General features: G+C 69.9%; 22 protein-coding genes. 15 read left to right on the forward strand and 7 right to left on the reverse strand.

Features of this window, described 5'->3' with window-relative positions:
- Positions 1–5: 5 nt before the first annotated feature.
- The 4 genes from ACN6O8_RS21205 to ACN6O8_RS21220 all read right to left on the reverse strand — a co-directional run bounded on the left by ACN6O8_RS21205 (position 6) and on the right by ACN6O8_RS21220 (position 4,300).
- Positions 6–935, reverse strand: a complete 930-nt coding sequence (locus tag ACN6O8_RS21205; RefSeq protein ID WP_427992961.1) for an efflux RND transporter periplasmic adaptor subunit — start codon at positions 933–935, stop codon at positions 6–8.
- Complete coding sequence (locus tag ACN6O8_RS21210; RefSeq protein WP_427992962.1) at positions 928–1,122, reverse strand: DUF1656 domain-containing protein; 195 nt, start codon at positions 1,120–1,122, stop codon at positions 928–930. Before ACN6O8_RS21210 ends, ACN6O8_RS21205 begins: the two co-directional genes overlap by 8 nt.
- Positions 1,112–3,124, reverse strand: a complete 2,013-nt coding sequence (locus tag ACN6O8_RS21215; RefSeq protein ID WP_427993068.1) for an FUSC family protein — start codon at positions 3,122–3,124, stop codon at positions 1,112–1,114. Before ACN6O8_RS21215 ends, ACN6O8_RS21210 begins: the two co-directional genes overlap by 11 nt.
- 243 nt (positions 3,125–3,367) lie before the next feature.
- The gene (locus ACN6O8_RS21220; protein ID WP_427992963.1) at positions 3,368–4,300 is read right to left on the reverse strand and encodes a LysR family transcriptional regulator; all 933 of its coding nucleotides are present in this window, start codon (positions 4,298–4,300) and stop codon (positions 3,368–3,370) included.
- A gap of 370 nt (positions 4,301–4,670) precedes the next feature.
- On the opposite strand from ACN6O8_RS21220, the gene ACN6O8_RS21225 reads away from it, so the two are divergent.
- The 3 genes from ACN6O8_RS21225 (at position 4,671) to ACN6O8_RS21235 (ending at position 6,743) form a co-directional block, all read left to right on the forward strand.
- A complete protein-coding gene (locus ACN6O8_RS21225) occupies positions 4,671–4,829 on the forward strand; it encodes a hypothetical protein (protein WP_006385045.1) in 159 nt (52 codons plus the stop codon).
- Positions 4,830–4,860: 31 nt separating this feature from the next.
- Positions 4,861–6,081: an adenylate cyclase gene (locus ACN6O8_RS21230; RefSeq protein ID WP_427992964.1), complete on the forward strand. Its 1,221-nt coding sequence runs from the start codon at positions 4,861–4,863 to the stop codon at positions 6,079–6,081.
- Between the two features lie 122 nt (positions 6,082–6,203).
- Positions 6,204–6,743 (forward strand): peroxiredoxin, encoded by a 540-nt coding sequence (locus ACN6O8_RS21235; RefSeq protein ID WP_427992965.1) that lies wholly within the window; start codon positions 6,204–6,206, stop codon positions 6,741–6,743.
- Positions 6,744–6,770: 27 nt separating this feature from the next.
- On the opposite strand, the gene ACN6O8_RS21240 is transcribed toward ACN6O8_RS21235, so the two are convergent.
- Positions 6,771–8,219, reverse strand: coding sequence for a CoA transferase (locus ACN6O8_RS21240; protein WP_427992966.1), 1,449 nt, complete (start codon positions 8,217–8,219; stop codon positions 6,771–6,773).
- A gap of 288 nt (positions 8,220–8,507) precedes the next feature.
- On the opposite strand from ACN6O8_RS21240, the gene phrB reads away from it, so the two are divergent.
- Both phrB and ACN6O8_RS21250 read left to right on the forward strand, forming a co-directional pair.
- Positions 8,508–9,926, forward strand: coding sequence for a deoxyribodipyrimidine photo-lyase (gene phrB / locus ACN6O8_RS21245; protein WP_427992967.1), 1,419 nt, complete (start codon positions 8,508–8,510; stop codon positions 9,924–9,926).
- A 187-nt stretch (positions 9,927–10,113) separates the two neighbouring features.
- Positions 10,114–11,805 (forward strand): methyl-accepting chemotaxis protein, encoded by a 1,692-nt coding sequence (locus tag ACN6O8_RS21250; RefSeq protein WP_427992968.1) that lies wholly within the window; start codon positions 10,114–10,116, stop codon positions 11,803–11,805.
- 102 nt (positions 11,806–11,907) lie between these two features.
- Here ACN6O8_RS21250 and ACN6O8_RS21255 read toward each other — a convergent pair whose 3' ends face one another.
- Positions 11,908–12,240 carry a hypothetical protein gene (locus ACN6O8_RS21255; protein ID WP_427992969.1) on the reverse strand — a complete coding sequence of 111 codons (333 nt, stop codon included), beginning with the start codon at positions 12,238–12,240 and terminating at the stop codon, positions 11,908–11,910.
- Positions 12,241–12,512: 272 nt separating this feature from the next.
- Here ACN6O8_RS21255 and ACN6O8_RS21260 point away from each other — a divergent pair, with 272 nt between their 5' ends.
- The 4 genes from ACN6O8_RS21260 (at position 12,513) to ACN6O8_RS21275 (ending at position 17,180) form a co-directional block, all read left to right on the forward strand.
- Positions 12,513–14,117, forward strand: a complete 1,605-nt coding sequence (locus ACN6O8_RS21260) for a DUF1800 domain-containing protein (RefSeq protein WP_427992970.1) — start codon at positions 12,513–12,515, stop codon at positions 14,115–14,117.
- Between the two features lie 20 nt (positions 14,118–14,137).
- Positions 14,138–15,340 carry a DUF1501 domain-containing protein gene (locus ACN6O8_RS21265; RefSeq protein ID WP_427992971.1) on the forward strand — a complete coding sequence of 401 codons (1,203 nt, stop codon included), beginning with the start codon at positions 14,138–14,140 and terminating at the stop codon, positions 15,338–15,340.
- 130 nt (positions 15,341–15,470) lie between these two features.
- A complete protein-coding gene (locus ACN6O8_RS21270; RefSeq protein WP_427992972.1) occupies positions 15,471–16,673 on the forward strand; it encodes an MFS transporter in 1,203 nt (400 codons plus the stop codon).
- Between the two features lie 12 nt (positions 16,674–16,685).
- The gene (locus ACN6O8_RS21275) at positions 16,686–17,180 is read left to right on the forward strand and encodes a glutathione peroxidase (RefSeq protein WP_427992973.1); all 495 of its coding nucleotides are present in this window, start codon (positions 16,686–16,688) and stop codon (positions 17,178–17,180) included.
- A 55-nt stretch (positions 17,181–17,235) separates the two neighbouring features.
- Here the strand turns inward: ACN6O8_RS21275 and ACN6O8_RS21280 are convergent, their stop codons facing one another.
- Positions 17,236–17,703, reverse strand: a complete 468-nt coding sequence (locus ACN6O8_RS21280) for an Lrp/AsnC family transcriptional regulator (protein ID WP_427992974.1) — start codon at positions 17,701–17,703, stop codon at positions 17,236–17,238.
- A gap of 122 nt (positions 17,704–17,825) precedes the next feature.
- Here ACN6O8_RS21280 and ACN6O8_RS21285 point away from each other — a divergent pair, with 122 nt between their 5' ends.
- The 6 genes from ACN6O8_RS21285 to ACN6O8_RS21310 all read left to right on the forward strand — a co-directional run bounded on the left by ACN6O8_RS21285 (position 17,826) and on the right by ACN6O8_RS21310 (position 22,002).
- Positions 17,826–18,725 (forward strand): DMT family transporter, encoded by a 900-nt coding sequence (locus ACN6O8_RS21285; protein WP_427992975.1) that lies wholly within the window; start codon positions 17,826–17,828, stop codon positions 18,723–18,725.
- Between the two features lie 136 nt (positions 18,726–18,861).
- The gene (locus ACN6O8_RS21290) at positions 18,862–19,560 is read left to right on the forward strand and encodes a glutathione S-transferase N-terminal domain-containing protein (protein WP_427992976.1); all 699 of its coding nucleotides are present in this window, start codon (positions 18,862–18,864) and stop codon (positions 19,558–19,560) included.
- Positions 19,561–19,571: 11 nt separating this feature from the next.
- Complete coding sequence (locus ACN6O8_RS21295) at positions 19,572–20,036, forward strand: N-acetyltransferase family protein (protein WP_427992977.1); 465 nt, start codon at positions 19,572–19,574, stop codon at positions 20,034–20,036.
- 38 nt (positions 20,037–20,074) lie between these two features.
- Positions 20,075–20,350 (forward strand): lipoate protein ligase C-terminal domain-containing protein, encoded by a 276-nt coding sequence (locus ACN6O8_RS21300; RefSeq protein ID WP_427992978.1) that lies wholly within the window; start codon positions 20,075–20,077, stop codon positions 20,348–20,350.
- Positions 20,347–21,123 carry a lipoate--protein ligase family protein gene (locus ACN6O8_RS21305; RefSeq protein ID WP_427992979.1) on the forward strand — a complete coding sequence of 259 codons (777 nt, stop codon included), beginning with the start codon at positions 20,347–20,349 and terminating at the stop codon, positions 21,121–21,123. The genes ACN6O8_RS21300 and ACN6O8_RS21305 overlap by 4 nt, the downstream gene beginning before the upstream one ends.
- Before the next feature lie 66 nt (positions 21,124–21,189).
- Entirely contained in the window at positions 21,190–22,002 is an 813-nt protein-coding gene (locus ACN6O8_RS21310; protein ID WP_427992980.1) for an RsiV family protein, read from the forward strand.
- Positions 22,003–22,074 lie beyond the last annotated feature (72 nt).

Below are 22,074 nucleotides of genomic sequence, written 5' to 3' on the forward strand. Positions count from 1 at the left end.
TGTCCTCACAGCCAGTGGTACAGCAGCGAGATCAGCCGGCCCTGGGGCGCCGGCGTGCCTGCCGAGGACGCGACCTCGATGCTGCCGGTCATGCCGGCGGCCAGCACGACGTCATGCGGGACATGCTCGAACTCGACGCGCACGGGAATGCGCTGCGCCAGCCGGATCCAACTGAAGCTGGGTTCCACGCTCGGCAGGCCCTGCGCGTCGGCCTGTTGGTTGCCGTCGGCGATGCCCCGCCCGATGCTGGCCACCCGCCCCCGCAGCACCTGATCGACTCCCATCAGGCGGATCCGGGCCGCGGAGCCGGGCTGGATGCCGCGCAGCTTGGTTTCCTCGAAGTACCCGGTGATCCAGAAGCTGTGGGCGTCGATCAGCGCGAGGTTCGGCTGGCCCGCCACGGCGTAGTCGCCCTTGTTCAAGCGCAGCCGCGTGACGTAGCCATCGGTCGGCGCGCGCAGTTCGGTACGCGTCAGATCCAGCTTGGCCCTGTCCACGGCGACCCGCGCACCGCGCAGTTCGGCCGCAGCGATGGCCACGGCCTGATTCGCCCGCTGGATGTCCTCGGCGGGCACCAGGCTTTCCATGCCCTGGCGCCGTCGCGCTTGCTCGGTCTTCTGGCGCAAGGACACCTCGGCCGCGGCCAACTGCGCCTCGGCCTGGGCCAATGCCAGCGCGAAGCTGGCATTGTCGATGCGATAGAGCACGGCGCCCCGCTTGACGTATTGATCGTCCGCGACAGAGACCTCGGCGACGGTGCCCGACACCTCGGGGGCGATGCGCACGATCTGCGCGCTGACACGGCCATCGCGGGTCCAGGGCGCGACGACGTAGGCGCGCCACAGCGCGCTGACCAGAAACCCGGCGGCAACGACCACCGCGAGGGTGAGTCCCGCCCGCAGCAGGAGCGTGGCGGGAAATGAGCGTTCAGACATAAAGCACCAACAGGGAAACAAGGCAAAGGGAAATGGCGAACTCAAACAGGCCCGGATGCCACACCCAGCGCAGCAGCCCGCTGCGCGCCAGCACGTAGCGAAGGCCCAGATAAATCGGCAAGGCCGCGCAGGCGTAGACAAAGAACGGCGGCAGGTAGATGCCGGCCAACGAGAACTCACTGAGCATGGGCATGGTCTCCGGAGCGGGACGGAACGTCGTTCGCATGGCGTTGCAGCAGCGCGGCGATGTCGATCAGCACGACCGTCACGCGGCGCACGTCATCCATCGCGGCGCGGGAACGCGCCGGCAAACGCGCCAAGGAGGCCGCCGCGCGGTGGACATGGCGTGCCGCGCGCGCGGGATCGCCGGCCCGCTGGCGCAAATAGCGCAGCGTGCGCGCCACCACGCGCGGCCACTCGGCGTCCTGGGGCGCCTGGCGCAGCCAGCGGCGCAAGCGCAGTGTTTCCCGGCCCAGATGCAGGCTGGTCAGCGCCTGGGCGATGGCGCGCTCCATCGCCTGCGGCTGCGTCCTGAGCAAGGCGCCGAGTTGCGCAATGCGGTGCTGCTGGCGCCATTGCCAGGCCTGCGCATCGGCGGCTTCGCCGCGCAAGGCGCCCAGCGCCGAGTCACGGATGCGCTGACGCAGGCGCGTGACGTCGCGCGCCGGGTTGCGCGGCAGCACGATCCTGAAGCCCAGCAGCGTGAAACATGTCGCCAGGACCCAGGCCACGGCGCCATTGAGGAACAGGGCAAAGTCGTAGCGCATGGGGTTGTCCGCGGCCGCCAGCGTCGTAAACGCCACCAGATAGGCCACACCGGCCAGCGCATGACGCGGCATGGTGGTGGCATACACACCGGGCAGCCAGAACAGGCTCAGGATCACCAGTAGCAGCGGCAGGCCCGAGACGTGCGGCAGCACGATGAAGGTGCATAGAAAAGCCATGGCCACCGCGACCACCGTGCCCTTGATGAATTCGACCGCACCCAGCGCGGGATTGGGCGCAGTGGACAGCAGCGCGCATGCCGCCGCCAACCCCGCCAGCATCATGTTGCCCTCCGTCCAGCCGGTGGCGATCCAGAAGGCGCCGCCCATCAGCACGGTCAACAGGGCGCGCGCGCCGTTCTGGAGGGCTGTCACCGTATCGCGGTGGAACGGCACGGACACGCGCGCCGGCGTCGGCCTGGGTTGGTGGAAACGCTCGATGCCTTCGATGGCTTGCAGGTAATCGTCGAGTTGCTCGATCAGACGATCGCCCGCGATCATCAGCGCGGCCTGATCGGCGGCAGCGTCCAGCGAGGTCGCGGCGAGCCTGGCCACCAGCCGGGCGCGCAGGCCGGTCAGATGCCGGATCGCATACGCCCTTGCGGCCGGGCCGGGTTCCTGCCTCAGGGCCTGTCCGACCGCGTGCCATGCCTGCTCCCAGTCCGGCCGCAACGCACGCAGCGCGGCGCCGCCGGCGCAGTTTTCACGCAGCGGCGGCGCACCGCCCGCCAGGGCGGAGAACAGCGACACCATCGTGTGCCGCACCGTGCCGGCGCGATGGGCCAGATCGGCGGACTCGGCCTTGCCCAGCGCCAGCAGATCGTCCACGCCGTATACCTCGGCGATGAGCGAGCGCCGTCCGGCATCCAGGGGCCTGGCGCCCGGTTCCGCGCTGCCTTGAATAGCCTGGTGATGCGTCGCCAACACGTCCGCCGCGGCGGCCGCGAGGCGGTCGAGCAGCGAGGCCAGGCGGCTATGCACGCTGCGGTTGCTGAACAGGGCCGAGACCAGCGCCAGGCAGACCACGCCGATCAGCACGGACGCGCCGCGCCCCATCACCTGATCGAAGGTGCGTTCCGGGTGCTGCATGGCGCCGTAGGCCGCCAGGCCCACGGTATAGCCCGCCAGCGCGGCGCCATAGGCCCGGAAATGACGCAGCAGTGTCATGCCCGCCACGCACACGCCCAGCCACGCGCCGAAACCGAGCAGGAACAGCCAGGGCATCTGCCCAAAGGCGCTCATCAGCGCGAAGGCCGCCAGCATGCCGGCCAGCGTGCCCAGCACCCGCCACACCCCCTTGCCGATCACGCCGCCCTGGACGGGGTTGATGACGAGCAGCACGCTGGAAGCCGCCGCGTAGGGCGCGTGCAGTTGCAGCAGATAGGCCGCCACCAAGGCCAGGCAGGCGGCCAGGATCGAACGCATCACATAGGTCGCGCGTGGTGTCGTCAGATCGAGGAAAGTCAGGCCACGCGCCAGCCGCCGCCGAAATCGGGAAAGGCGTGGAAAGACGCCCGAATTTGCTTCAGGCACGGTCGCCGAGTGCACGATGCAGCCCTTCTACAGTGATCAATACGCCTCACTGTAGGCAGGCCCAATCATTCCGAAAAGTGAATTTATTGCACTCAGATGATTGCGTCATACGCATGCATGGCGCCTAGCCCCCCGCTATGGCTTGGCGCGCCTGGCCGCCTGCGCCTGGCTTTCGTTGCAGAGCGTGTGGATGGTCTGCCGCAGCCATTGATGGGCCGGGTCGGCGTCCAGGCGCGGGTGCCAGGCCTGCGTCAGCAGCACCGTTTCCAGCGGCGTCGGCAGGTCGAACAGGCGAATGCGCAGGCCCGCGGCCAGCGCGGTGCTGGCCAGATGCCGGGGCAAGGGCAATAGCAGATCCGAATCCTGCAGTGCGAACAGCGCCGTGTACGGATTGGGCACCACCAGCGCGACATGCCGGCGCAGCCCCAGCGCCTGCAGCGCGGCATCGACCGGCCCAGCGGCCTTGCCGCGCCGCGACACGTTGATGTGCTCCCAGCGCGTGAGGCGTTCGGGCGTGATCTCGCCGTCGAAAATCGGGTGATGGGCGCGCGCGACGCCCACGAACGTCGTGGTGAACAGGGACTGCACGCGAATTTCCGGCCCCAGCTTGCGCGAGGCGCTGATGAACAGGTCGATGCGGCCAGTGCGCAGCGCCTCTTCATCCACGTCGTCTTCCTCCGGCGAAAAGCGCAGCATCGCCCGCGGCATTTCCCGCGCCATCGTATCCAGGAGATGGCCCAGGTGGATGCTTACGAACTCATCGGTGGCGCGGACGTTGAAACGCCGGTCCAGCGATTTCAGGTTGATCTCGGCATCGGCGGCGAACACCCGGGTAGCCTGCTCGACCGCCACCCGCACCTGTTCGCGCAATGCCAGCGCCTTGGGCGTGGGCATGAGCTTGCGGCCGACCTGGACGAACACCGGATCGCCCAGCGCCTCCCGAATGCGGCTCAGGGTGCGGCTCATCGCCGGCGCGCTCAGATGCATGCGGCGCGCCGCGCCTATGACGCTGCCTTCGTCGAGCAGGGCATCCAGCGCCAGCAGGAGATTGAGATCAGGACGCGACATGGCGGCCCCTATAATTTACCTTTGTGCAATCATAGGCGCATTTTCAATAGCGGATGATGCACTTGCCCGGCCGCCGTTCAACGCCGACCGCCACGGCACCAGACTGAGCCCCCTGCCGTCGTTGAACCGCGCGTCACGCCCGCTGGCAAGCGTGACGCTGCGCAAGTGGATGCAGGCCACCGCCACGCGGATTGCCAGGCCGGAACAATTGCTACGAACGACATCAACGGTCACGCTGGCGCAAACATCCGTCACCCGAAAGCTGTTTCGGAACCATTACAGGCCTCGAACTCGGCCCCCTGGCCGTGGCCTAATCCCTACGAGCCGCAAAGCGGCGCGTCACGCGCCTCGCGCTCGGCAGGAGATGACCATGAAGAAAACGATTTTGCTGATGCTGGCGATGGCCAGCGCCCTCACCGGCTGTGTGGTGGTGCCGGCGCGCCCGGCTTATTACCGGCCGGCGCCCGCTTATTACTACTACCCCGCGCCGCATTATTACTACCACGGCGGTTACTACCACGGCTATTGATCCGCGCGCCCTGCCGCGCAAAGGAAACGCCATGAACGCCCTCGCCCCGCTTGCCCGCCTGCGCCCGCTGGCCGCCGCCATGCTGATGACGGTCTGCGCCGGCGCGGTGGCGCAGACGTACGCGCCACCGCCCGCCCCCGCCTATGACAGCGGCGATCCGGCTAACGCCAACCTGGCGCCGGTCGACCGCAGCCCGCAACCGCCGCCGCCCCTGCCCGTCTACAGTCAGCCGCCCGCGCCCGGCGACGGCTACCTGTGGGTGCCGGGATACTGGAGCCTGAACCGCTACGGCTTTTTCTGGGTGCCGGGCGCCTGGGTGCTGGCGCCTTACACCGGCGCGTTGTGGACCCCTGGCTACTGGGGCTTCGTCGACGGCGTCTACCTGTGGCACCCCGGCTACTGGGGACCGCACATCGGCTTCTACGGCGGCATCAACTACGGCTTCGGCTACGTCGGCATCGGCTACGTCGGCGGCTACTGGGACCACGACCGCTTCTTCTACAACCGCGCCGTGACCAACGTGAACGTGACCCGCGTCACCAACGTCTACAACCACACGGTGGTGGTCAACAACATCGACAACCGCCGCATCAGCTATCACGGCGGCCCCGCCGGCATCCAGCGGCGGGCCGATCCGCGCGAACTGGCCGCGCGCAACGAACCGCACCATCCGCCCACCGACGTGCAACGCGGTTTCGTGCGCGCAGCCGGCGGCAACCGCGCCCAGTTCTTCGAGCACAACCAGGGCCGTCCGCCACAAGCATTCGTGGAGCATGCGCCGGGCCGGGGCGGCCCGGACGCGGGCGCGCGGCCAGGCGCCGGCCCCGGCAACGGCCCTGGCAACGGCGCGCCGAACCGGGCGGGCAGTGGCGCGGACCGCGGCCCCGGCGCTAGCCGTCCGGAGTTCAATCGCGGTGTCACGGGTGGCCCGTCGGCGCCGCAGAACCAGGCGCGACAGCCACAGGTTCAACCGCAGAGCCAGAATCCGCCACGCCCGCCGCAAGCCCAACCGCAATCGCGGCCGCAACAGGGGCCGCAACAAGGGCTGCAACACGGGCCACATTCCAGCCCGGCGCCGGACAACCTGGCGCAACGCCCGCCACGCGAGCCGCGCGCGGCGCCCGCCAACCGGCCCGAGGCGCGGCCCCAGGGCAACCCGCAACATGGCGGCGGGCGGCCGTCCGGTGGCCAGGAACCGCAGCGCGGCGGCGGTGGCGAACGCGGCGCCTCGCATGAAAAAGGCCGCGACTGACGCCCGCCCCGGCGCGCGCCGTGCGCCAGACTGGCTTGCGGCGCGAGACGCGGCTACAGTGGTAGCGCCTGGCCTCGCGGATGTCCGCGGGGCCCACGCCCCCCCGATTCGCGGAGACCCTCATGAAGCGCCTTGCCCACCTGTTCCTCGCCTGCGGCCTGCTGGCTGGCCCCGCCGCCCAAGCCGCCCTCAACGTCGGCGCGCCCGCGCCCGACTTCAGCGCCCAGGCCTCGCTCGGCGGCAATGTGTTCACCTTCAAGCTGGCCGAGGCGCTCAAGCAGGGGCCGGTGGTCCTATATTTCTACCCGGCTGCGTTCACCGCCGGCTGCACCATCGAGGCCCATGATTTCGCCGAGGCCACCGACGAATACAAGTCGCTCGGCGCCACCGTCATCGGCGTCTCGGCCGACGATATCGCCACCCTGAACAAATTCTCGGTCAGCGAATGCCGCGGCAAGTTCGCGGTGGCCGCCGATGGCGACGGCAAGATCATGAAGGCCTACGACGCCGTGCTGGACGCGCGCCCCGATCGCGCGCAGCGCGTGTCGTACGTCATCACGCCCGACGGCAAGATCCTGTACGAATACACCAACATGAATCCCGAGGCCCACGTCAGCAACACCCTGCGCGCGCTGCGCGACTGGCAGGCCGGCCGGAAGTAGCCGGCGCAAGCAGGCCGGGTTGAACGACTAGTTGAACGGCCACACCGTCGGGTGCGTGCCGGGCGGGCTCGACGGCCGCGTCCAGCGTGCCGGCGTCAGCGAGAACTGCGCGGCGTGGCGCACCGCCTCCAGCTCGCCAAACCCGGACGCCTCAGTTTCGAGCAGGCCGGCAAACCCGGGCATCGGACAGGCCAGGCCGCGGTCGACCCGGCCCAGCGTGCGCAGCCAGTGCGCGGTCTGCGCCAGCGACACGCGCACGTGCCAGCTTCCGCCCTCGGTGGCCTGGCGCGCCAGCGCCGCCTGCGCGCCGAACGCCATCAGGTAACCCGAGGCGTAATCCAGGATCTGCATGGGCAAAGGCTTGGGCGCGTCCTGCCCGGCGGCCTCGGCTTCGGCGTGGTTGAAGCCGGCGGCGGTCTGCACCAGCGAATCGAAGCCGCGGCGGTTGGCCCAGGGGCCGGTGGCGCCATAGGCCGACAACGACACATACACGATGCCGGGGCGCAGCCGGGCCGCGTCCTGCGGCCCGAAGCCCAGCGCGGCCATGCCGCCCGGCCGGTAGCCCTGCACGAACACGTGCGCGCTACGCAGCAGATTGGCCAGCGCGATGCGGCCGTCGGCGGTGTCCAAGTCGGCGTGCACCGACAGCTTGCCACGGCTGGTGTCGATGAGGTTGGCGATGTTCGGCAGGTGCGGGGAATTGACCAGCATCACGTCGGCGCCATAGGCCGCCAGTGTCCGGCCACAGACCGGGCCGGCAATGATGCGCGTCAGGTCGAGCACGCGGATGTCCTTGAGCGGACGTGCCTCGTGCCCGTACTTGGGCAGCGGCCGTGGATCGGCCTCGCCGATGCGCTCGACCGTCAGCAACGGCTGCGCCGCGATCGCCTGGCCCTGCGGGTGGCGGTCCCACTCATCGAAGCTGCGCATGGCCGCCACCACCATCCCGGCATCGGCCGCCACCTGCTCGAAATCCAGCGCGCGCCAGCGCGCCAGCGCCTGTTCCACCGCCTCGCGGGTGGCGCCGTCGCCGGTGGGACAGCCCAGCAACGCCAGCGCGCCATCGCGGTGATGCGGGAAATTGGCATGGATGCGGACCCAGCCGCCATCGCCGCAACGATAGACGCCGGTGATGGGATCGCGCGGGTTCGGGGCGACCCCATTGATGGTGAAATGGCCGCGGCATTCCTGCGCCGCGTGGCGCATGTCCAGGCCGACCTGCTGGCGCTCGCCGCCGCGCAGGTGCCAGATTTCCGCCGCCGCCAGCGCCGCCGCCGCCATGCTGGCCTGCGCCGCGGTGCCGACCGCGAACGACGAGGGCAACACCGGATCCGCGCCGGTCAACACCAGGTGCTCGAGCGCCGCGTCGGGCAGATCGAGCGAGCGCCACAATTGTTGCAGGACGTCGCGCGGCGTCCTGGCGGCGGGTGTGCGTCCTTTGAGGAAGGACGGGCGCAAATCCATCAGATGTCCCATATCGTTCGTCTTTTTTGTCTGTTCAATGAATTACATGGCGGCCACAACGGCGGCGTCAATACAGAGAAAGCGCCAGCGTGTTTCATGGTTTGACGAGCCGGCAGTGGCCGCGCCATGCGACGTTGGCTGTGGCACGCCCGGCCCGGGCGCGGCCCGGCCGCGCCCGGGTTCGTCACATCTGCTCGTAGTTTTTACATGGTGTCGGGGCAGCGCCCGCGCGCCCGGCCGCACGCTAGAATGCCAGCCTTGCCGCGCCCTTTATCCCCTTATTTCCGGATCCTCGCCCGCATGCATACCCTGATCTGGCTGCGCACCGACCTGCGCCTGCACGACAACCCCGCCCTGGCGGCCGCGGCGGCGCAGGGCACCGTCACCGCCCTGTTCGTCGCGACGCCCGGACAATGGCGCGCGCATGGCGACGCCCCGGCCAAGGTCGATTTCTGGCTGCGCAACCTGCATGTGCTATCGCGCGATCTGGCGCGGCTCGGCATCCCGCTGAAACTGCTGAGCGTCGATACCTGGAAGCAGGTTCCCGGCGCGCTGCTGCGCTTTTGCCGCGAACACGATATCGCGGCGGTTCACGCCAACACCGAGTGGGCCATCAACGAGCGGCGCCGCGACGATGCGGTGGCCTGCGCCCTGGCCGAAGCCGGCATCGACTGGACCCTGCATCATGGCGCCTCGCTGCTGCGCCCGGGCACGGTAGTGACCGGCAAGGGCGACTGCTACCGCGTCTACACGCCGTATGCGCGCGCCTGCCGCGAGCGTCTGCGCAGCGCGCCGCCGCGCGCGATCGCCGCGCCCCGACCGCAAACCGCGCCCGCCTGGCAAGCCGATCCGCTGCCGGCCGCCTTCGATGGCTACGCGCCCGCCAGCGATTCCATTCGCGCCCTGTGGCCCGCCGGCGAAGCCGCGGCCGGCGACCGGCTCCACGCCTTCGCCGACGGCGTCATCGACGCCTACCGCGACGAACGCGATTTCCCTAGCCTGCCGGCCACCAGTTGCCTGTCGCCCTATCTGGCGGCCGGCGTGCTGTCGCCCGGCCAGGCGCTGCGCGCGGCGCTGGCGGCCAACCAGGGCGAACTGGAAAGCGGCAAGGCGGGCGTGGCCACCTGGATCAACGAACTGCTGTGGCGCGAGTTCTACCAGCACCTGCTGGCCGCCTGTCCGGCCCTGTCGATGCACCAGCCGATGAAACCCGAGACCGCCGCCGTGCCGTGGCGCGACGCGCCGGGCGACCTGCGCGCGTGGCAGCAAGGCCGCACCGGCATTCCCATCGTCGATGCCGCCATGCGGCAACTGCTGACGCTGGGCTGGATGCACAACCGGCTGCGCATGGTCACGGCCATGTTCCTGTCCAAGAACCTGCTGATCGACTGGCGCCTGGGCGAAGCCTGGTTCATGGCGCACCTGGTCGACGGCGACCTGGCCGCCAACAACGGCGGCTGGCAATGGAGCGCCTCCACCGGCGCCGACTCGGTGCCCTACTTCCGCGTCTTCAATCCGCTGTCGCAATCGCGCAAGTTCGATCCGCGCGGCGTGTTCCTGCGCGAATGGCTGCCCGAGCTGGCGCACCTGGACGACAGCGCCATCCACGACCCCAGCCCGATGGAACGGGCGGCGGCCGGCTATCCCGCGGCCATCGTCGACCTGCCGCAAAGCCGGCTGCGCGCGCTACAGGCCTTCGGCAACCTGCCCAAGGCCTGACGGCCGGCCGCCCGCAGCCGTCACGGCCATCCCTGCAAATCGTCCATCAGATCACGGCAGACGGCCGCCACCGCCGAATACATTTCGTATAGTTTCAGAATGTTTTGATATATATCAACCCGGCAACAGCGCCCGTCCCCGATGATCCGGCAGCAACACGCCCCGCCCATCACAGGACGAATGACGCATGCGCAACAACCAGCCGGTCCACGACAAGGAATACACGCTGCACGACGAGCAGTACCTGATTTCGCGCACCGACGCCCGCGGCCGCATCATCTACGCCAACCCGGCGTTCGTCGAGGTCAGCGGTTTCACGCGCGAGGAACTGGTGGGCGCGGCCCACAACATCGTGCGCCACCCCGACATGCCCGAGGCCGCCTTCGAGGATCTCTGGCGCACCATCCAGCGCGGCGAATCCTGGACCGGCGTGGTCAAGAACCGCCGCAAGGACGGCGGCTACTACTGGGTGCTGGCCAACGTCACGCCCATCATCGAACGCGGCGAGACCGTCTGTTATGCCTCGGTGCGGGTCAAGCCGAGCCGCGCCCAGATCGAGGCCGCCGACGCCGCCTACCGCCGCCTGCGCGAGGGCAACGCGCGCGGCTTGCGGCTCAGCCGGGGCCAGGTCACGCCCACCGGCCTGCGCGGCGTGCTGGCCTGCCTGAAGCTGTGGCGCCTGACCGGCGTGCGCTCGCGCATGCTGGCCTGGGCCATGCTGGCCTCCAGCCTGTTCCTGGGCGCGGCCGGCGTGGCGCTGTACGGCATGCTCGATCGCATGAGCACCGAGGAAATCGCGCTGGCCGCCGCCATGCTGGCAACCGGCGTGATCCTGATTTTCGCTTCCGGCTGGGGCTTCGCGCGTTCGATCACCGGCCTGCTGATCACCGCGACCGATTTCACCCGCCAGATCGCCGCCGGCAACCTCAGCACGCCCCTGCCGCCGGGCAGCATCCGCGACGAGATCGGCGCGCTGAAATTCTCGCTGGAAGTGATGCGCAAGAGCCTGGTCAGCATCACCCGCGACGTCCACCACGGCATCGAAAGCGCGCTGACCTCGGCCGCCGAGATCGCCGACGGCAACGCCGACCTCTCGGCCCACACGCAACGCCAGGCGGCCTCGCTGGAGGAAGCCGCGGCCAGCATGGAACAGTTGGCCTCCACCGTGAAGCAGACCGCCACCAACGCCCACGGCGCCGATCAGATGGCCAACCAGGCCTCGGACGCGGCCCGGCGCGGCGGCCAGGTAGTCGATGACGCGGTGCGGGCGATGCAGGGCATCGTGCAAAGCACCGCGCGCATCAGCGAGATCGTCGGCATCATCGATGGCATCGCTTTCCAGACCAACATCCTGGCGCTGAACGCGGCGGTGGAAGCGGCGCGCGCCGGCGAGGCCGGCAAGGGTTTCGCGGTGGTGGCCGCCGAAGTGCGCGGCCTGGCGCAGAAAAGCGCCACCGCCGCGCGCGAGATCAAGGAATTGATCGAGGCCTCCAACCACAAGGTCGAAGACGGCGTGCGCCATGTCGAGCGCGCCGGCAGCGCCATGCTCGACATCGTCGGCTCGGTGCGGCAGGTCACGCAGATCGTCAACGAGATCGCCGCCACCTCCAACGAACAGCACACCGGCATCGACAACGTCAGCCGCACCATTTCGGAAACCGACAGCGCCGCGCAAAGCAACGCGGCGCGCGTCGAGCAGGCCAGCCGCGCGGTCGACAACCTGCGCACCCGGGGCGCGCAGTTGCGCCACGCCATCGAGGTGTTCCGCATCGCTGGCGCCCAGACCGTGCTGCCCAAGCGCGCGGCGGCGCCAACGCCCGCGGCGTTGATCGCGGCCGCGCGGCCCGCGCCGCCGCGGCTGGAACGGCGCGGCCCGTGAGCCACCGGGCGCGGCCCCCGGCCGCCGCCGGCATCGCCGCCAAGCGCCCTGCGCGCCCCGCCCGCGCGGCGGCCGCGTGAATGGCGGGCCGGCCGCGCCGGCTCATGGCGCGACGGCCGCGTCCTTGTCCAGGCGCTTCATGAACACCCGCAGTTCCTTTTCCACCTGCTTGTCGCCGCGCGCCTGCGCGGCCTCCAGGCCGGCCTCCCAGGCCTGGCGCGCGCCGGCCTTGTCGCCCCGTCCCAGGCAGGCCTTGCCCAGCCACTTCCAGGCCACCGAATAGGCGGGATCGAAGGCGAGCGAGGCGCGCAGGTGCGTCTCGGCCTCGCCGAAGCACGCCTGTTCGGCATAGGCCTTGCCCAGCGAAAATCGCAACAACATGTTGTCCGTGCCCTTGGCCAGCATGGCTTCCAGACGATCGATCATTTCCCGCATGGCAGGCCTCCTTGGCGCCGTTTGCACTGACTGCGATGGCCCATGATAGGCCGTCGCGACCGCAGCGGCCGCAATCGCCCCGCGCCGCGCAGGGGCGGCGGCGCGCCCCCAAACGAGGCGTTTCCGTGCGTTTCAAGCGGCATCGCGGCGGGAATGGCAGTGCGACTATCTTGTCACACCCGCAGGTTCTGGCCGGGCCGTCCGACCCGTTGCCGATCCTGACCGCCTGCTGACGGCAGGCCGCAACCATCAACCAGAAAGGTGTCCGCTCGATGCCGTCCTTGCGCTCCTTGCCGCGCCGCCTGGCGCTCCTGCTGCCGCCGCTGGCGGCCCTGGCGCTGCCCGCGCCGCCGCGGGCCGCCACGGCCCCGCCCGCCCCGGCGCCCAAGGCGGCGGCCAACGCGGTGGCCTGGGATCAGCAGGCCGAGACCCGGGCGCTCGACGCCGCGCTGGTCAACCGCATCACCTGGGGCGCCACCCCGGCCGAACTGGCGCGCATACGTGAACTGGGTCCGCAACGCTACCTGCAGGCACAGTTGCATCCCGACCCGAAGGCGCGCCTGCCCGCCGCCGTGCAACAGCGCATCGACGCGCTGGCGATCTCGCGCCAGCGCGCCGAGGACGCGCACGCCGCGCAGCGCGCGCTGCGCCAGCAGGCCAAGGATGCCGCCCCCGGCCCGAAGCAGCAGGCCCAGCGCGACGCCCGCGCCATCTCGCGCCAGCGCGCCGACGACACCGCTGCCCGCGCCTTCTATCGCGCGCTGTATTCTCCCAACCAGTTGCAGGAACAGATGACCTGGTTCTGGATGAACCACTTCAACGTCTATGCCGCCAAGAACGACATCGGCACCTACATCGACCAGTACGAGGAACGCGCCATCCGCCCGCACGCGCTCGGCAAGTTCCGCGACCTGTTGGCGGCGACGCTGCGTTCGCCGGCGATGCTGGTGTACCTGGACAACACCCAGAACGCCGCCGGCCGCCTCAACGAAAACTACGCGCGCGAGCTGATGGAGCTGCACACACTGGGCGTCAAGGGCGGCTACACGCAGACCGATGTGCAGGAACTGGCGCGCATCCTCACCGGCCTGGGCCTCCACGGCGCGGACGGCCCGCCCAAGGTCAGGCCGGCGCTGCACGACCAGGTGGTATGGGACGGCCTGTTCCTGTTCAACCCGGCGCGCCACGACTACGGCGACAAACGCTTCCTGGGCCACACCATCCACGGCGCCGGCCTGGCCGAGGTCGACGAGGCCGTGAATCTGCTGGCGCGCCATCCCGCCACCGCGCGCTTCATCAGCGCCAAGCTGGCCGCGTACTTCATGGGCGACGCGCCCCCGGCCGCCGTGGTCGACCGCATGGCCAGGACCTTCCTGGCCAGCGATGGCGACATCGCCGCCACCTTGCAGACCCTGTATGGCTCGCCCGAATTCACGCAGTCGCTCAAGACCGGCGTGTTCAAGGACCCGGTGCATTACGTCTACTCGGCCTTGCGGCTGACCTACGCCGATCTGCCCGCCATCGCCACCCCGCGGCCGGGCCTGGCCATGCTGCGGCAACTGGGCCAGCCGCTGAACCAGCGCCTGACACCCGACGGCTACCCCCAGGCGCAATCGGACTGGGCCGGTTCCGGTCAGATGACCGCGCGCTTCGAAGTGGCGCGCGCGATTGCCGCCGCGCCGCAGGCGTTCTACCGCGAGGGCGAGGACAAAGGGCCGGTGGAATTGCCGCGCATCCCCGACCTGTTGCGCGAGCACGCCGGCGACGGCCTGTTCGCGCGCCTGTCACCCGCCACCCGCGACACCATCGCCCACGCGCAGAACCCCAAGGACGCCAACACCTATCTGCTGGCCTCGCCCGAATTCATGCGGCGCTGAGGCGCCGTGGGAGACCCACCATGCATCGCCGCCGCATCCTGCAACTCATGGCCTCGGCCCCGCTCGCCTGCGGCGCCGGCCGCCTGTATGCCGCGCCGGCCGCGGCCAACAACAAGCTGCTGGTCGTCTTCATGCGCGGCGCCTACGACGCCGCCAGCCTGCTAGTGCCGGCCGCCAGCGACTTCTATTACGAATCGCGCCCGACCATCGCCATCCCCAGGCCCGGCAGCGGCGCCGCCGCCGCCCTGCCGCTGGGCGACGGCTGGGCCCTGCACCCGGCGCTGGCCGACAGCCTGATGCCCTTCTACCAGAAGCGGCAACTGGCCTTTGTGCCCTTCGCCGGCACCGACGACACCAGCCGCAGCCACTTCGAGACCCAGAACCGCATCGAACTGGGCCAGGGCGCGGCCCGGGACGGCAGCGGCGACTTCCGCTCGGGTTTCCTGAACCGCCTGGCCGCCGCGCTCGGCGGCCGGGGCGACCAGGCGGCCGCCTTCACCGCCGACCTGCCGCAGATCTTTCGCGGCGGCGCCCGCGTGCCCAACATCGACCTGGACGGCGCCGCGCGCAAGTCGCGGCTTTCGGCGGCCGACCACCGCGCCATCGCCGCCATGTACCAGCACACCGACCTGGGCGCCGCGGTCGCCGAAGGCCAGCGCATCATGGATGCCAGCCGCGCCGAACTCGAAGCGGAAATGGACGCGGCCGGCGGCAACGCGGTATCGGCCGGCAAGCTCGAACAACAAGCGCGCCGCATCGGCCGCTTCATGCGCGAGCACTACAACCTCGGCTTCGTCGACGTCGGCGGCTGGGACACGCACGTCGGCCAGGGCGGCGCCAGCGGCCTGCTGGCCAATCGGCTGGGACAACTGGGCCGGGCGCTGGCCGCCTACGCCGACGCCATGGGCCCGGCCTGGGATCAGGCCACCGTGGTCGTCATCAGCGAGTTCGGCCGCACCTTCCGCGAAAACGGCAACAAGGGCACCGACCACGGCCATGGCACGGTCTATTGGGTGATGGGCGGCCACGTGCGCGGCGGCCGCATCATTGGCCGCCAGGTGCCGGTCAAGCGCGACACCCTGTTCCAGGACCGCGACTACCCGGTGCTGAACGAATACCGCGCGCTGTTCGCCGGCTTGTTCGCGCGCCTCTACGGGCTCGACCAGGCCCGCCTGACGCGGGTCTTTCCGGGCACCTCGCCGCTGGATCTGAAACTGGTCTGAGCGCGCGCGACGGGGATGCCCGCATCAGCGGCAGGGATTTGCGGCGGCGCGCGCGGGCCGCTGCTCTAAAATCCACGCTCCCTTCCCTGTTGCCGCGGCCCCGAGCGCCCGGCCCTCGCCCCGGTTTTACATGCCCCTGCATCTCATCGCGCTGGCCGCCGCCGCTTTCGGCATCGGCACCAGCGAATTCGTCATCATGGGCCTCTTGCCCAACGTCGCGGCCGACCTCGACGTCAGCATCGACATCGCCGGCCTGCTGATCACCGGCTACGCCATGGGCGTGGTGATCGGCGCGCCGATCATGGCCATCATCACCGCGCGCCTGCCGCGCAAAGCCACGCTGATCGGCCTGGCCAGCACCTTCGTGCTGGGCAATCTGCTCTGCGCGCTGGCGCCGAGCTACGGCACGCTGATGGCCGCGCGCGTCTTCACCGCCTTCTGCCACGGCGCCTTCTTCGGCATCGGCGCGGTGGTGGCCGCCGACCTAGTGCCGCGCCACCAGCGCGCCAGCGCCATCGCGCTGATGTTCACCGGCCTGACGCTGGCCAACGTGCTGGGCGTGCCGCTGGGCACCGCGCTGGGCCAGGCGGCGGGCTGGCGCTCGACCTTCTGGGTGGTCAGCGCCATCGGTCTGGCCGCGGTGGCGGCGCTGGCGGCCTGGCTGCCGGCCCGCATTCCCATGCAACCCGGCAACATCCTGCGCGAGTTCCGCGTGCTGCGCGAGGTGCGGGTGCTGTGGCCGCTGCTGGCCAGCGTGCTGGCCTCGGCCGCGCTGTTCTGCGTGCTGACCTACATCGCGCCGATCCTGCGCGACATCACCGGCGTCTCCGAGCGCGGCGTGACCGGCGTGCTGCTGCTGTTCGGCGTCGCGCTCACCGTGGGCAGCACCCTCGGCGGCAAACTGGGCGACCGCAACCTGGAAGTGTCGCTGCGCCGTATCTTCCTGGGCCTGCTGCTGGTGTTCCTGGCGCTCAGCCAGGCCATCCACGCGCTGGCGCCGATGCTGGTGATGACCTTCATCTGGGGAACGCTGGGTTTTGCCGTGGTGCCGCTGCTGCAAACACTGATCGTGGACCAGGCGGCCGACGCGCCCAACCTGGCCTCGACGCTGAACCAGGGCGCGTTCAACCTGGGCAACGCCGGCGGCGCCTGGCTGGGCAGCCTGGCGCTGGGCCACGGCCTGCCGCTGACCGACCTGCCGTGGATGTCGGCGGCCATCACCGCCGCCGTGTTGCTGCTGACCCTGTGGGGCACGCGCTACTATGGACGACACAGCGCGATGATGCCGCCGCCGCAAAGCGGCGCGCTGGCCTCGCCGCGTCCCGATGCCTGACAAGGAGCCCGCATGACCACGATCTACGATTTCTCGGCCCGCGACATCCATGGCGCCGACCAGCCGCTGGCCGCCTACCGCGGCCGGGTGCTGCTGGTGGTGAATGTGGCCTCGAAATGCGGCTTCACGCCACAGTATTCGGGCCTGGAGGAGCTCTATCGCGCCCTGCGCGACGACGGCCTGACGGTGCTGGGCTTCCCGTGCGACCAGTTCGGCCGCCAGGAACCGGGCAACGAGGCCGAGATCCTCGACTTCTGCACCACCCAGTACGACGTCACCTTCCCGCTGTTCGCCAAGATCGACGTCAATGGCGCCAACGCCGACCCGCTGTACCGCTGGCTCAAGGGCGAAAAGCCCGGCGTCTTCGGCACCGAGGGCATCAAGTGGAACTTCACCAAGTTCCTGGTGGGCCGCGACGGCCAGGTGATCAAGCGCTACGCCCCCACCGACACCCCGGCCGCCCTGAAGGACGACATCGTCCGCGCCCTGGCCGTGCCGGCCGCCTGAATCGCCGCGGCCCGGGCCGCGCCGGCCGGCCGCGGTCGCCCCGGCCGCGCGCCGCTCAACGCAATGGCGGCAGCCGGCGCCGCACCGTATGCGCCTTGACGATGGCCGTATTGGTCTCGGCGAACTCGGTCACCCGCTCCAGGATGCCGTCCAGGTGCGTGATCGAGCGCAGCACCACGCGCGCGATGAAGCAGTCGTCGCCGGTGACCTTGTCGCATTCCACGAATTCCGCAATCTCCTGGATCAGCCCCTCGACCCGCCGCAACTGTCCCGGCAGCGGCCGGATGCGCACGATCGCCTCCAGCGTGTAGCCCAGCGCCACCGGATCGACATCCAGCGTGTAGGCGCGGATCACCCCCGACTCTTCCAGCCGCCGCAGGCGGTCGGCCACGCTCGGCGCGGACATGCCGACCTGGCGCGCCAGGTCGGCGGTGGTGGTACGCGCGTTGGCCGTCAGCATCTCGACCAGGCGGCGGTCGATGCCATCCAGTACCGGGTTTTCATTCCTTAGGTCATTTTTCATGAAATCCACCCAAACAAAGGTTCAAGCGCAGAACTACCGCAGCAACATCATATAACCGGCCGAGTCTGCCTGGGATAATTTCCCCATCGAATCGGGCGCCGCGCGCCCTTGTGGAGCCTCCCATGTCCCCCTCATCCGATCGCCTCGGCCTGGCCCAGATGGCCGCCGCCATGACCCTGTCCGGCACCCTGGGCGTATTCGTCCTGGAATCCGGCCAGAGCGCCTGGAACGTGGTGTTTTTCCGCTGCGTCTTCGGCGCCCTGGCGCTGTTGCTGTACTGCTGGGCGCGCGGCCTGCTCAAGCCCGGCCTGTTCACGGCCCGCACGCTGGCGCTGGCCCTGGCCGCCGGCGCCGCGCTGGTGCTGAACTGGGTGCTGCTGTTCTCGGCCTACCGCCTGGCGTCGATCTCGCTGGCCACCGCCGTCTACAACGTGCAGCCCGTCTTCCTGATCGGCCTGGGCGCGCTGTTCCTGGGCGAACGCCCCACGCGCGGCAAGCTGGCGTGGTCGGTGATCGCCTTCGCCGGCCTGCTGCTGGTGCTCAAGCTCAACGACCGCAGCGGCGGCGACGCCTATCTTTCGGGCCTGCTGCTGGGGCTGGGCGCGGCGGCGCTCTATGGCGTCACGGCCGTCATCGTCAAGCGCCTGAAGGGCATCCCGCCGCAGGTGCTGGCGCTGGTGCAGGTGACGCTGGGCGCGGTGATGCTGCTGCCGATGGCCGACTTCCAGGCGCTGCCCGCCGCCCCGCTGCAATGGGGCTGCCTGGTGGCGCTGGGCCTGATCCACACCTGCCTGATGTACATCCTGATGTACTCGGCCATCCAAAAGCTGCCCACCACCTCCACCGCCGCCCTCAGCTTTATCTACCCGGCCGTGGCGATCCTGCTGGACCTGGTGGTGTACGGCCACCGCATGGACGCGACCCAGGTGGTGGGCGTGGCCATGATCTTCCTGGCGGCCGCCGGCGTCAGCCTGAACTGGCAGTGGCGCCTGCGCGGCGGCGCGCGGCCGGGCGCGGCCTGAGCCGGCCCGATGCGGGGCGCGCCTCAAACCCGCACCGCGCCCCGGGGTATTCGGCGGGGCGGGCGAGGCGCCGCTATCATGGGCCTTCCCATCCGCCGGCAGCGGCCGGCGGCGCCAAGACGCCGAGGAATCCCCCATGATCGATCTCTATTACTGGACCACCCCCAACGGCCACAAGATCACGATTTTCCTGGAAGAAACCGGGCTGCCGTACGAGATCCACCCGGTCAACATCAGCAAGGGCGACCAGTTCAAGCCCGAATTCCTGGCCATCGCGCCCAACAACCGCATTCCCGCCATCGTCGACCGACAGCCCGCCGACGGCGGCGCGCCGCTGTCGCTGTTCGAGTCCGGCGCCATCCTGCAATACCTGGCCGAGAAGACCGGCCGCTTCCTGCCCGCCGACCCGCGCGGCCGCGCCGAGGTCTCGCAATGGCTGTTTTGGCAGATGGGCGGCCTGGGCCCCATGGCCGGCCAGAACCACCACTTCTCGGGCTACGCGCCCGAGCGCATTCCTTACGCCATCGAGCGCTACGTCAAGGAAACCAACCGCCTCTACGGCGTGCTGGACAAGCGCCTGGCCGACCGCGAATTCGTCGCCGGCGACTACTCCATCGCCGACATGGCGGCCTACCCCTGGATCGTGCCGCACGCCAAGCAGGGCCAGGACCTGAACGACTTCCCGCACCTGAAGCGCTGGTTCGACGCCATCGCCGCCCGCCCCGCCGTGCAGCGCGCCTATGCGCTGGCCGACAAGATCAACACCGCGCCGTCCGTCAGCGACGAGCAATCGCGCCGCATCCTGTTCGGCCAGACGGCGCAGAACGTGCGCTGAGCGAGGCCGCCATGACCGACTCCCCATTGCGGTTCCGCCGCGCGCGCGCGGCCGATCTGCCCGACATCGTCGCCATGTTGGCCGACGACGAACTGGGCGCCAAGCGCGAAGATCCGTCGATTCCGCTCAACCCCCGCTACACTGCGGCTTTTGCCGCCATCGAGCAGGATCCGAACCAGTTCTTCGCGGTGGTCGAGCGCGACGCGCACCTGATCGGCTGTTTGCAGTTATCGTTCATCCCCGGCCTGTCGCGGCTGGGCCAGTGGCGCGGACAGATCGAGAGCGTGCGCATCGCCTCGTCGGCGCGCGGCCAGGGCCTGGGGCGCACCATGTTCGAGTGGGCCATCGAGCAATGCCGGGCGCACGGATGCGCCCTGGTGCAACTGACCACCGACCGCGCCCGGCCCGACGCCCGCCGCTTCTACGAAAGCCTGGGTTTCGTGGCCAGCCATGACGGCATGAAACTGAGCCTGTAGCGCCCGCGGCGCCAGGCTTGATACACAAAGGAGCGCCCATGCACGGCGAATACAAAGTCCCCGGCGGCAAGCTGGTGGTGGCGGACCTGGACGTCCGCGACGGCCGCCTGGCCAATGTCCGCATCAGCGGCGATTTCTTCCTGGAACCGCCCGAGGCCCTGGAAGCCATCAACCGCGGCCTGAACGGCCTGCCGGCCGACGCCGGCGAACTGGAACTGGCGCTGGCGGTGCAATCGGCCCTGCCGGCCGATACCGAAATGTTCGGCTTCTCGGCCGAGGCCGTGGCGGTGGTACTGCGGAGGGCGCTGGCATGACGCGCACCGACTGGAACGACTACGACTGGCAACTGATCCACGAAGCCCCGCAGCGCCCCGCGCTGCACATGGCGCTGGACGCCGTCATCACCGACGAGGTCGGCGCCGGCACGCGCCCGCCCACCCTGCGCATCTGGGAATGGTCGGCGCCCGCGGTCGTGATCGGCCGCTTCCAATCGCTCAGGAACGAAGTCGACCCCGACGGCGCCCGGCGCCACGGCATCGAAGTGGTGCGGCGCGTCAGCGGCGGCGGCGCCATGTTCATCGAGCCCGGCAACAGCATCACCTATTCGCTGAGCGCGCCGCAGGCGCTGGTGCACGGCATGAGCTTTCAGGAAAGCTATGCCTTCCTGGACGCCTGGGTGCTGCAGGCGCTGCAGGGGCTGGGCATCAAGGCCTGGTACCAGCCGCTCAACGACATCGCCTCGGACAGCGGCAAGATCGGCGGCGCCGCCCAGGCCCGCCGCGCCGGCGCGGTGCTGCACCACGTCACCATGTCCTACGACATCGACGCCGATAAAATGGTGGAAGTCTTGCGCATCGGGCGCGAGAAACTGTCGGACAAGGGCACCACCAGCGCCAAGAAGCGCGTCGACCCGCTACGCACCCAGACCGGGCTGGCGCGCGAGGTCATCATCCAGCGCATGGTGGACACCTTCGCCAGCCTGCACCGGCTGACGCCGGGCCAGTTGGGCGCGGCCACGCTGGCCCAGGCCGAGGCCCAGGCCGTCGACAAGTTCTCCACGCCCGAATGGACCGCGGTCGTTCCCTGAGGCGCCGCGGGTTTGAGTTGGACGGCCGCGCCCCGGGGCGCGGCCGGGTTTTCTGGAGGTAGTTCAATGCGTCGTTCCCGCGCCCCGCGCGGCCTTTGCGCCGTGGGTTTGGCAGCCGTCCTGCTGGCGTTGGCCGGCTGCGGCAGTTCGCCCCCCGCCAATATCACGCTGGATACCCCGGCCGCCGGCACGGCCACGCCCGAGAAGATCGGCGACCTGGCCACCGAACGCATCAAGTGGGCCTCCAGCAAGCCCGGCTGCAAGGGCGACTGCCCGCGCATCGAGATCGACAGCGTGGCCTTTCCCGGCATCCCCAAGCTGAGCGCGCTGGTCGACCACGTGCTGGCCTACATGACCGGCACCGACGCCAACCGCCGCGGCCCCTACGAAACGCTGTCCGAATACACGCAGTATTTCTGGTCCACCGCGCGCCCGCGCGACGCCACCTACTTCAAGGCCAGCGTCAAGGACACCGTCGGCGACATTGTCTCGATCGAGCTGCACACCGAGCAGTTCCTGACCGGCGCGGCGCACGGCATTCCCGCCACGCAATACCTGAACTGGGAACGCAGCCGCGGCCGCGTCATGGCGCTGGACGAGGCCCTGATCCCCGGCCGCCGCGCCGAATACGTGGCCGCGCTGCGGCAGGCGCACGCCAAATGGCTGGCCGGCAACGCCGACGCCCGGCGCGACCCGGCGGCCTACAACAAGATGTGGCCGTTCCAGGAAAGCGACAACTTCGCCCTCACCCGCGACGGCATCGTGGTCAAGTACGACGCCTACTCGATCGCGCCGTACTCGCATGGCGAGCCCGAGCTGAGCATCCCCTACGCCGAGCTGCGCGGCATTCTCAAGCCGGAACTGCTGCCCAAGTCCTAGGGCGGACGGCGCCACGCAGGCCCTGGCGCCCGAGGCGCGCGCCGGCCCGCATGGACGCCGCCCAAACGGAAA

Origin of the sequence: Achromobacter sp. (assembly GCF_050285565.1) — a bacterium.
Lineage (GTDB): Bacteria > Pseudomonadota > Gammaproteobacteria > Burkholderiales > Burkholderiaceae_B > Achromobacter.

Excerpts from the sequence above, each read along its gene's own strand:
- ACN6O8_RS21280 (WP_427992974.1), bottom strand. The coding sequence starts at position 17,703 with ATGAAAAATGACCTAAGGAATGAAAACCCGGTACTGGATGGCATCGAC.
- ACN6O8_RS21220 (WP_427992963.1), bottom strand. The coding sequence starts at position 4,300 with ATGTCGCGTCCTGATCTCAATCTCCTGCTGGCGCTGGATGCCCTGCTC.
- ACN6O8_RS21235 (WP_427992965.1), top strand. The coding sequence starts at position 6,204 with ATGAAGCGCCTTGCCCACCTGTTCCTCGCCTGCGGCCTGCTGGCTGGC.
- ACN6O8_RS21295 (WP_427992977.1), top strand. The coding sequence starts at position 19,572 with ATGACCGACTCCCCATTGCGGTTCCGCCGCGCGCGCGCGGCCGATCTG.
- ACN6O8_RS21250 (WP_427992968.1), top strand. The coding sequence starts at position 10,114 with ATGCGCAACAACCAGCCGGTCCACGACAAGGAATACACGCTGCACGAC.
- ACN6O8_RS21230 (WP_427992964.1), top strand. The coding sequence starts at position 4,861 with ATGAACGCCCTCGCCCCGCTTGCCCGCCTGCGCCCGCTGGCCGCCGCC.
- ACN6O8_RS21240 (WP_427992966.1), bottom strand. The coding sequence starts at position 8,219 with ATGGGACATCTGATGGATTTGCGCCCGTCCTTCCTCAAAGGACGCACA.
- ACN6O8_RS21225 (WP_006385045.1), top strand. The coding sequence starts at position 4,671 with ATGAAGAAAACGATTTTGCTGATGCTGGCGATGGCCAGCGCCCTCACC.
- ACN6O8_RS21290 (WP_427992976.1), top strand. The coding sequence starts at position 18,862 with ATGATCGATCTCTATTACTGGACCACCCCCAACGGCCACAAGATCACG.
- ACN6O8_RS21255 (WP_427992969.1), bottom strand. The coding sequence starts at position 12,240 with ATGCGGGAAATGATCGATCGTCTGGAAGCCATGCTGGCCAAGGGCACG.
- ACN6O8_RS21210 (WP_427992962.1), bottom strand. The coding sequence starts at position 1,122 with ATGCTCAGTGAGTTCTCGTTGGCCGGCATCTACCTGCCGCCGTTCTTT.
- ACN6O8_RS21285 (WP_427992975.1), top strand. The coding sequence starts at position 17,826 with ATGTCCCCCTCATCCGATCGCCTCGGCCTGGCCCAGATGGCCGCCGCC.
- ACN6O8_RS21265 (WP_427992971.1), top strand. The coding sequence starts at position 14,138 with ATGCATCGCCGCCGCATCCTGCAACTCATGGCCTCGGCCCCGCTCGCC.
- ACN6O8_RS21300 (WP_427992978.1), top strand. The coding sequence starts at position 20,075 with ATGCACGGCGAATACAAAGTCCCCGGCGGCAAGCTGGTGGTGGCGGAC.
- ACN6O8_RS21310 (WP_427992980.1), top strand. The coding sequence starts at position 21,190 with ATGCGTCGTTCCCGCGCCCCGCGCGGCCTTTGCGCCGTGGGTTTGGCA.
- ACN6O8_RS21215 (WP_427993068.1), bottom strand. The coding sequence starts at position 3,124 with ATGCGTTCGATCCTGGCCGCCTGCCTGGCCTTGGTGGCGGCCTATCTG.
- ACN6O8_RS21260 (WP_427992970.1), top strand. The coding sequence starts at position 12,513 with ATGCCGTCCTTGCGCTCCTTGCCGCGCCGCCTGGCGCTCCTGCTGCCG.
- ACN6O8_RS21270 (WP_427992972.1), top strand. The coding sequence starts at position 15,471 with ATGCCCCTGCATCTCATCGCGCTGGCCGCCGCCGCTTTCGGCATCGGC.
- ACN6O8_RS21275 (WP_427992973.1), top strand. The coding sequence starts at position 16,686 with ATGACCACGATCTACGATTTCTCGGCCCGCGACATCCATGGCGCCGAC.
- ACN6O8_RS21205 (WP_427992961.1), bottom strand. The coding sequence starts at position 935 with ATGTCTGAACGCTCATTTCCCGCCACGCTCCTGCTGCGGGCGGGACTC.
- ACN6O8_RS21305 (WP_427992979.1), top strand. The coding sequence starts at position 20,347 with ATGACGCGCACCGACTGGAACGACTACGACTGGCAACTGATCCACGAA.
- phrB (WP_427992967.1), top strand. The coding sequence starts at position 8,508 with ATGCATACCCTGATCTGGCTGCGCACCGACCTGCGCCTGCACGACAAC.